A 7353-nucleotide genomic window follows, 5' to 3' on the forward strand; every position below is an offset into this window, starting at 1 on the left:
CGCCCGCCCCGCCGCCCGCGCCCGCCGCGCTCCCCGCCCCCTCGGCGGCCTCGCCGCGCAGCCGCAGCGGCAGCGCCTCCCGCCACACCGCCTCGAACAGTCCCATCAGGGACTCCAGCAGCCCACTGGCGTGCACGACCAGCGCCGCGGGCTCGGCCCCGGGCCCGGTCAGCGGGACCATCGCCAGCGTGCGGTCCGCGACGACGAGCTTCGTCGGAACGCGCCCGGTGACGCGCACCCGCTCGTCACGGCCGAGGGCCGCCGACAGTTCGGCGACCCCGGCGGGCAGCGAGAGGACCTCGCGCTCGATCACCACCCGGTAGGCCACACCGCGCGCCGCCACCCGTTCCTCCGCCTCGTTGTCGACGCCCGTCACCGCGACCGGCTGCCCGGTGACCAGGGCGCAGACCTCCTCGACGGCGCCCAGCTGGAGCTGGCGGAACCGGTGCGCCACGGCGCTCGCGCCCGTCACCACCTCGATCAGATCGTGCACGGCCTGTTCGGTGGCCTCCGCCCGGTACTCCTCGGCGAGCACCACCGCCGCCAGCTCGGCCCGCTCCAGCTCGTGCCGGTGCTGGGTGAGCAGCGCCCCGAGGGCGACCGCGGGCGGCGCCGCCACCCAGCGGCCGGTGCCGGACGAGGACTGCGCGGCCAGCCCGTGCCGCTCCAGCTTGCGCAGCGCCTGTTCCGTGTCGGGCTCGGGCAGCGCCAGCCGATGGGCCAGATCCGCGACCTCGGCGGCGCCGATGGCCACCAGCGCGCGGTACGCGGACTCCTGTCTCTCGTCGAGACCTATCGCTCCCAGCCCCAGCACCCCGGTGCCCCTCCCTGTACGACCGTTCCGTGACCGGCGGCCCGTGGCGGATACCGGCCACGGCGTAAACCCGCCGCCCCCATCATCCCTGTACGGCCCGCCACTCTGCCAAGGTGGCGCCATCACAGCTGCGACAGGCCGCGGTCATATGCCTCATGGGTAACCTGACCCGGCTCCCGCCCGGGAGCGGCGACGTGCGGGCCACGGCCCCCGCGTCCGCCCCGGCCGGCCCTGTGACTGTTCGCCGGGCGTCCTTCCCGTGGGGGGTGGGGCCGCCCGGCGGACTCTTTTCCCGATGTCCGTGTCCTAGCAGCCGCCCCGGCCGACAATGGGGGGATGAGTGAGCAGGGGCAGACACCCGACGACGACTGGTGGAACCGGCTGTACGGCCCGTCCGCGCCGGGCGCCGGTCCCGCCGCGGCGCGAGCCGCGGAGACCGTCGACGACCGCGCCACCCACCTCGGCGACCGGCCGCCCACCTACGACCCGGAACCCACCGCGCTGCCCGCCGCCCACGCCGACCGGCTGAACGAGATCGTCCCCGACACCGTGCTCGACGGCGCCTCCTACGGGACCCAGACCCTGCGGGCGGTCTCCGTACGGGGGGACTCCGCGCGCCACCGGGGCGAGCCGCGCGGGGACGCCCTGCTCACCGCCCGCTTCGGCACGGGACCCGCTGCCCTGGTCCTGGTGGCCGTCGCCAACGGAGTCCGCGGCGCCGAGCGGGCCCACCGGGCGACGGCGGACGCCTGCCACTGGATCGGCGTCGCCGTGGGCCGCAGCCACGCCCGGCTCTCCGACGACATACGGGCGGGCCGCCGCGGCGAGTTGAAGTCCGGGCTGCACCGGCTCACCGACCGCGCCTTCGGCAAGCTGCGCGCCCGCGCCGCCGAGCTGGGCGTACCGCCCGAGGAGTACACGGCGGGGCTGCGCTGTCTGCTGCTCCCCGCCGACCCGGAGTGCCGGACCCGGGTGTTCTTCGGGATCGGCGGCGGCGGCCTCTTCCGGCTCAGGGACGGCGCCTGGCAGGACCTGGAGCCGCTCCTGCCCGACCGCGCCGCCGTCACCGGCGCCCCCGTCGTCGGCTTCGGCTCACCGCCCCCGAAGGAGCGGGGTACGGGCGACGAGCCCACCACCGCGGACCTGGACATCGCGGTACCACGCTCCCCGTTCGTCGAGGGCCCGCCGCCGCCCGAACCGTTCCGCTTCCGTGCCTCGGTCGCCCGGCCGGGCGACACCCTGCTGCTGTGCGGCCCCGGCCTGGCCGAGCCCATGCGCGACGAACCGGCCCTGACCACGGAGCTGGCAGCGCGCTGGGCGGCGCGGCGCCCGCCCGGTCTGGCCCAGTACCTCGCGGACACCAGCCTGCGGGTCAAGGGATACGCCGACGACCGCACGGCCGTCGGCGTCTGGGAGGCGTAGCCGTCGGCGTCTGGGAGGCATAGCGGACGCTCCGGGCGTGCGGGAGCGCGCCCGGCGTGGGTTGATGGAGGCCGGAGCCCTCCGGCCCCGTCGTCCGCGCCCCTGCCGGCGACCAGAAAGGTGCGCGTCCCATGGCCAAGCAGAACGTGGCGGAGCAGTTCGTGGACATCCTCGTCCGGGCGGGCGTCCAACGGCTGTACGGAGTCGTCGGCGACAGCCTCAACCCTGTCGTGGACGCCGTCCGGCGCAGCCCCGAGATCGACTGGGTCCATGTCAAGCACGAGGAGACCGCCGCCTTCGCGGCCGGAGCCGAGGCCCAGATCACCGGGAAGCTCGCCGCCTGCGCCGGCTCCTGCGGTCCCGGCAACCTCCATCTCATCAACGGCCTGTACGACGCCCACCGTTCCATGGCGCCCGTCCTCGCCCTCGCCTCTCACATCCCGTCCAGCGAGATCGGCCTCGGCTTCTTCCAGGAGACCCACCCCGAGGGGCTCTTCGGCGAGTGCAGCCACTACAACGAGATGATCTCCCACCCCCGGCAGATGCCGCGGCTGCTCCAGACGGCGATCCAGCACGCCGTCGGGCAGAGCGGCGTCAGCGTGGTCACCCTGCCGGGGGACATCGCCTCCTCGCCCGCGCCCGAGAAGGCGGAGGAGCACGCCCTGGTCACCTCGCGCCCCTCCGTACGCCCCGGTGACGCCGAGATCGACAAGCTCGTCCGCATGATCGACGAGGCGGACCGGGTGACGCTCTTCTGCGGCAGCGGCACCGCCGGGGCGCACGCCGAGGTGATGGCGTTCGCGGAGCGGATCAAGGCCCCGATCGGCCACGCCCTGCGCGGCAAGGAATGGATCCAGTACGACAATCCGTTCGATGTGGGGATGAGCGGGCTGCTCGGATACGGCGCCGCCTATGAGGCCACCCACGAGTGCGATCTGCTGCTCCTCCTCGGCACCGACTTCCCGTACAACGCCTTCCTGCCCGACGACGTCAGCACCGTTCAGGTCGACATCCGGCCCGAACGCCTCGGCCGGCGCTCCAAACTCGACCTCGCCGTCTGGGGCGACGTCCGCGAGACGCTGAACTGTCTGACGCCCCGTGTACGGGCCAAGGCGGACCGCCGGTTCCTCGACAAGATGCTCAAGAAGCACTCCGACGCGCTGGAGGGCGTCGTCAAGGCGTACACCCGCAACGTCGAGAAACACACCCCGATCCACCCGGAGTACGTGGCCTCGGTCCTGGACGAGATGGCCGACGACGACGCCGTGTTCACCGTCGACACCGGGATGTGCAATGTCTGGGCGGCCCGCTACCTCACCCCCAACGGCCGCCGCCGCGTGATCGGTTCGTTCAGCCACGGCTCGATGGCCAACGCCTTGCCGCAGGCGATCGGGGCGCAGTTCACCAACCGGAACCGGCAGGTCGTCTCGATGTCGGGGGACGGCGGATTCGCCATGCTGATGGGCGACTTCCTCACCCTCGTCCAGTACGACCTGCCGGTGAAGGTGGTCCTCTTCAACAACTCCTCCCTGGGCATGGTCGAGCTGGAGATGATGGTCGCGGGACTGCCGTCGTACGGCACGGACAACCACCCCACCGACTTCGCGGCGGTGGCCCGCGCCGCCGGTGCCCACGGCGTACGGGTGGAGAAGCCCAAGCAGCTCGCGGGCGCGCTCAAGGACGCGTTCGCCCACAAGGGGCCCGCCCTGGTGGACGTCGTCACCGACGCCAACGCGCTCTCCATCCCGCCGAAGATCCGCGCCGACATGGTGACGGGCTTCGCGCTCTCCGCGAGCAGGATGGTGCTGGACGGCGGCGTGGGCCGCATGGTGCAGCTGGCCCGCTCCAACCTGCGCAACGTGCCCCGTCCCTGACGCTCCGTGCCGGTTCGGGGTCAGGACGTGACGAACGCCATGAGTGGCCCATTACGGGCTGGGAATGCATCTCTTGAACGAAGCGCGCGTCAGGCGCTGTCGGCCACCAGGGGCGGGGGGACAGAGTGACAAGAGGTATCCGGCGCAGAGTGGGGGGCGCCGATCTCGCGGCCGTACCCGAAGTCAGGCACGCGCTGCGGGAGATGCTGCACCACTGGCAGGAGCGGGACTCCGCGGCCGTGGCGGAGCTGCTCATCAGCGAACTGGTCACCAACGCCCTGGTCCACACCGAGACGGGAGCGGTGGTCACGGCGACGGTCGCGGACAGCCGCCTCCGCGTCGAGGTACGCGACTTCGTCGCGACGCTGCCCCGGCCGCCCTTACCCGGCAGGCCGGTCCCCGACGACTCCACGCACGGCAGGGGACTGGCGCTCGTGCGCACGCTCGCGGACGACTGGGGCATACGCGCCAGGCCGGTCGGCAAGGTCGTCTGGTTCGAGCTGAACGGGGAATCCGCGTAAAGAACTTGGCCACGACCGAGGCGTAGACGTGATCATCGCGGGGTAGACAGAGGACATGGGTACAAGAAGCGCACGAGACGCGAAGGACCGGCGTGACGGTCATCCGTCACACCGGTCCCGGTGCTGATCGCGTCTGGCGCTGATCGTGCTTCGTACTGGTCGTGCTTCGTGCTGTGGGTACTCGACCCGCTCAGCCCGGTCGGCCTCAGCCGAACTGCTGCTCCATCTCCTTGAGCTTGCGCTCCAGGGAGTCGAGCCGCGGCAACGCCTGGGTGTCGTCCTCGGCGGTGAGGTCCACGGTGCGGGTCTCACCACTCTGGACGGGCTGGAGGGAGAGCCGAGATCGCTGGGGCAGCTGTCCCGGCTCGGGTATAGCAGGCTCCGCGGCGGCCTCGACGGCCGGCTGGGAGCCAGAACCTCCATTCGCGGGCGGAAGGGCGACCTGACGGCCCCCACGGCCCCAGGCCCGGTGCTGCCGGTTGAGCGCCTTGATCTGAGCGCGCTCCATCTTCTCCTGCTCGCGCCGGTGGCGGCGGTTCTGCTCCTTCTGCCGCCGGTCGTCGCGGACCTCGTCGACCGCCTCGTCCAGTGTGCGGACTCCCTCGAGAAGCATCAGCGACCAGGCGCCGAAGGTCTCGCGGGGGGCGCGCAGCCACCGTACGATCCGGATCTGCGGCAGCGGGCGGGGGACCAGCCCCTGCTCGCGCAGCGCCGCGACCCGGGTCTGCTTCAGCGCGCGGTCGAACAGCACCGCGGCCGAGAGCGACATGCCGGCGAAGAAGTGCGGAGCGCCGTCGTGACCCAGACCCCTGGGCGCGTGCACCCAGTTGAACCAGGCGGCGGCACCCGCGAACGTCCACACGAGCAGACGCGAGCCGAGGGCCGCGTCGCCGTGGCTGGCCTCGCGCACCGCGAGGACCGAGCAGAACATGGCCGCGCCGTCGAGGCCGAACGGGACGAGGTACTCCCAGCCGTCGGAGAGGCCGAGGTTCTCCTGCCCGAAGCCGACCAGGCCGTGGAAGGAGAGCGCGGCCGCCACGGCGGCACAGCAGAACAGAAGGGCGTAGGAGGCGATGCCGTAGATCGCTTCCTTGCGTCTACGGCGCTCCTCACTGCGTTCCCAGGAGTCCTCGGCGGCCGAGGACTTCTGACCGGCGCGCTTACCGCGCGCGAGCAGAGCCACCGCCACCAGGATTCCGACGATCAGCACGACGCCGGGAAGCAGCCAGTTCAGCGATATGTCGGTCAGTCGCATGCGGTGTTCCTTGCATCGCAGTAGGGCGTGTTGGACGCCATTTTGGCGGAAGTACGGTGCCCCTCAGTGGGTTTCGGGACAAGAGAACACCAACGAGGCGGTGCGGCACACAAATATGCGCGATCGGCTAGCGCTACCGTTCGGCAGGTGGCTGTCATGTTCGATTAATATCACCCCGTGGGGTGGCGTGGAATTCGAGGTGACGAGGGGTCAGGAGTGCGCGCTGAGCCTGCGGACCCGGTCGTCGTCGCAGGTGCGCGGACAGGTGACACAGGTGTCCTCGGGGCGCAGTGTGTAGAACAGGCAGCAACTCGCCCGGTCACGGGTCGGCAAAGATTCGCCGCCGGGCCCGGTCAGTTCACGGAAGCCCGCCGTGCCCACGTACGGCTTGGTCGTGCCCGGCAGCAGCTCCTCCAGATCCGCCATCGCGCGCCGCTCCTCGCCCAGCAGATGGCCGAGGTACCAGAGCCCTTCGACGATCTCGTCGGTCGCCATGCCCCACAGCGCCCTCCGGCCGCGCCGCATGCGCGGGGCGAAGCCGTCCAGGACCGGTTCCAGATGCTCGGCGACGGCGGCGCGCACCTCGGCGCGCAGCGCCTCCTCGTCCGCGACGACCCGGGCATCCGGCAGGGTGGCGGCGGGATCGTCGGGCAGACAGGCGAACGGGCCGGGCCTGACGGCCATCCGGCCCAGCGTGCGCTGGAACGAGACGGCCCCGACCGGTACGCGCGGCACCCGGCGCAGCAGGAACCACGGCACGGTGATGAGCAGACAGGCCGGCCAGGCGTAGCGGTGCAGCGCGAAGCTGGCGATCACGTCGGGACGGGCCCGCTGTCCGTAGTCGCGCATCACCTGCTCCTCGTCCCAGGAGAGGAAGGTGTCGAGCGCGGGTCCGCCGGCCGCGAGATCGGCGGCGCCCACCCAGCCGCCGCCGAAGGGGTGCCGCTCACTGTCGGTGAGCAGGTCGACGCTCAACGACGGGAAGACCTCGGTCATACGGGCGTACGCGTCCGCGACGGGGGAGGCGGCAGCGGTGGGGAGTACAGCGGGGACGGTCATGCAGGGGACCACCGAATCGGGATCGTTTGCAGGTAAGCCTTACCTTACCGGATGTGATCGAGGTGGGAACCGCGGCCCGGTCGGCCTATCGTGCACAGGGTGGATCCGGCCCGCCGTGCGTGGCGCCGGTCGGACAGTGGAGGAGGACCCGAGTGGAGCAGGGCCCGGACACGACGCGGCGACCGCCGGGTCCCGCGGTGCCCGTCACCGTTGCGGGTGCGGCCGGACGGGTGCCGGAGCAGCCCCGGACGACGGCCCGTCCGGGCGGCGACCGTTCCGGCGGGCCGTGCGCGCCTCAGGAGTCGCGCGCGGCGCGCGCGTCCACCGGGCTTCCCGCGTCTCCCGGGCCCCCCGTACCTCCCGGGCCTCCCGTACCTCCCGGGCCTCCCGGGCCTCCCGGGCCTCCCG

The 7353-nt window shown here is 72.3% G+C and carries 6 protein-coding genes; 3 read left to right on the forward strand and 3 right to left on the reverse strand.

Going from position 1 to position 7353, the window contains the following annotated elements:
* Positions 1–814, reverse strand: an 814-nt coding sequence (locus DVH02_RS28210) for a TrmB family transcriptional regulator (RefSeq protein ID WP_233518506.1), incomplete at its 3' end; no start/stop codon positions are given.
* A 336-nt stretch (positions 815–1150) separates the two neighbouring features.
* On the opposite strand from DVH02_RS28210, the gene DVH02_RS28215 reads away from it, so the two are divergent.
* From DVH02_RS28215 to DVH02_RS28225, 3 genes are all read left to right on the forward strand, one after another.
* Positions 1151–2236, forward strand: a complete 1086-nt coding sequence (locus DVH02_RS28215; protein ID WP_114626685.1) for a protein phosphatase 2C domain-containing protein — start codon at positions 1151–1153, stop codon at positions 2234–2236.
* A gap of 131 nt (positions 2237–2367) precedes the next feature.
* Positions 2368–4110, forward strand: a complete 1743-nt coding sequence (locus DVH02_RS28220) for a pyruvate dehydrogenase (RefSeq protein WP_114626686.1) — start codon at positions 2368–2370, stop codon at positions 4108–4110.
* 137 nt (positions 4111–4247) lie between these two features.
* Positions 4248–4631, forward strand: coding sequence for an ATP-binding protein (locus DVH02_RS28225; protein WP_114626690.1), 384 nt, complete (start codon positions 4248–4250; stop codon positions 4629–4631).
* Positions 4632–4836: 205 nt separating this feature from the next.
* On the opposite strand, the gene DVH02_RS28230 is transcribed toward DVH02_RS28225, so the two are convergent.
* A complete protein-coding gene (locus DVH02_RS28230; RefSeq protein WP_114626687.1) occupies positions 4837–5886 on the reverse strand; it encodes a DUF2637 domain-containing protein in 1050 nt (349 codons plus the stop codon).
* Positions 5887–6096: 210 nt separating this feature from the next.
* Positions 6097–6945 carry a (2Fe-2S)-binding protein gene (locus DVH02_RS28235; RefSeq protein WP_114626688.1) on the reverse strand — a complete coding sequence of 283 codons (849 nt, stop codon included), beginning with the start codon at positions 6943–6945 and terminating at the stop codon, positions 6097–6099.
* Positions 6946–7353 lie beyond the last annotated feature (408 nt).

It is taken from the genome of Streptomyces corynorhini, assembly GCF_003346515.1.
In the GTDB taxonomy this organism is placed as follows: Bacteria; Actinomycetota; Actinomycetes; order Streptomycetales; family Streptomycetaceae; genus Streptomyces; species Streptomyces corynorhini.

Excerpts from the sequence above, each read along its gene's own strand:
- DVH02_RS28235 (WP_114626688.1), bottom strand. The coding sequence starts at position 6,945 with ATGACCGTCCCCGCTGTACTCCCCACCGCTGCCGCCTCCCCCGTCGCG.
- DVH02_RS28230 (WP_114626687.1), bottom strand. The coding sequence starts at position 5,886 with ATGCGACTGACCGACATATCGCTGAACTGGCTGCTTCCCGGCGTCGTG.
- DVH02_RS28220 (WP_114626686.1), top strand. The coding sequence starts at position 2,368 with ATGGCCAAGCAGAACGTGGCGGAGCAGTTCGTGGACATCCTCGTCCGG.
- DVH02_RS28215 (WP_114626685.1), top strand. The coding sequence starts at position 1,151 with ATGAGTGAGCAGGGGCAGACACCCGACGACGACTGGTGGAACCGGCTG.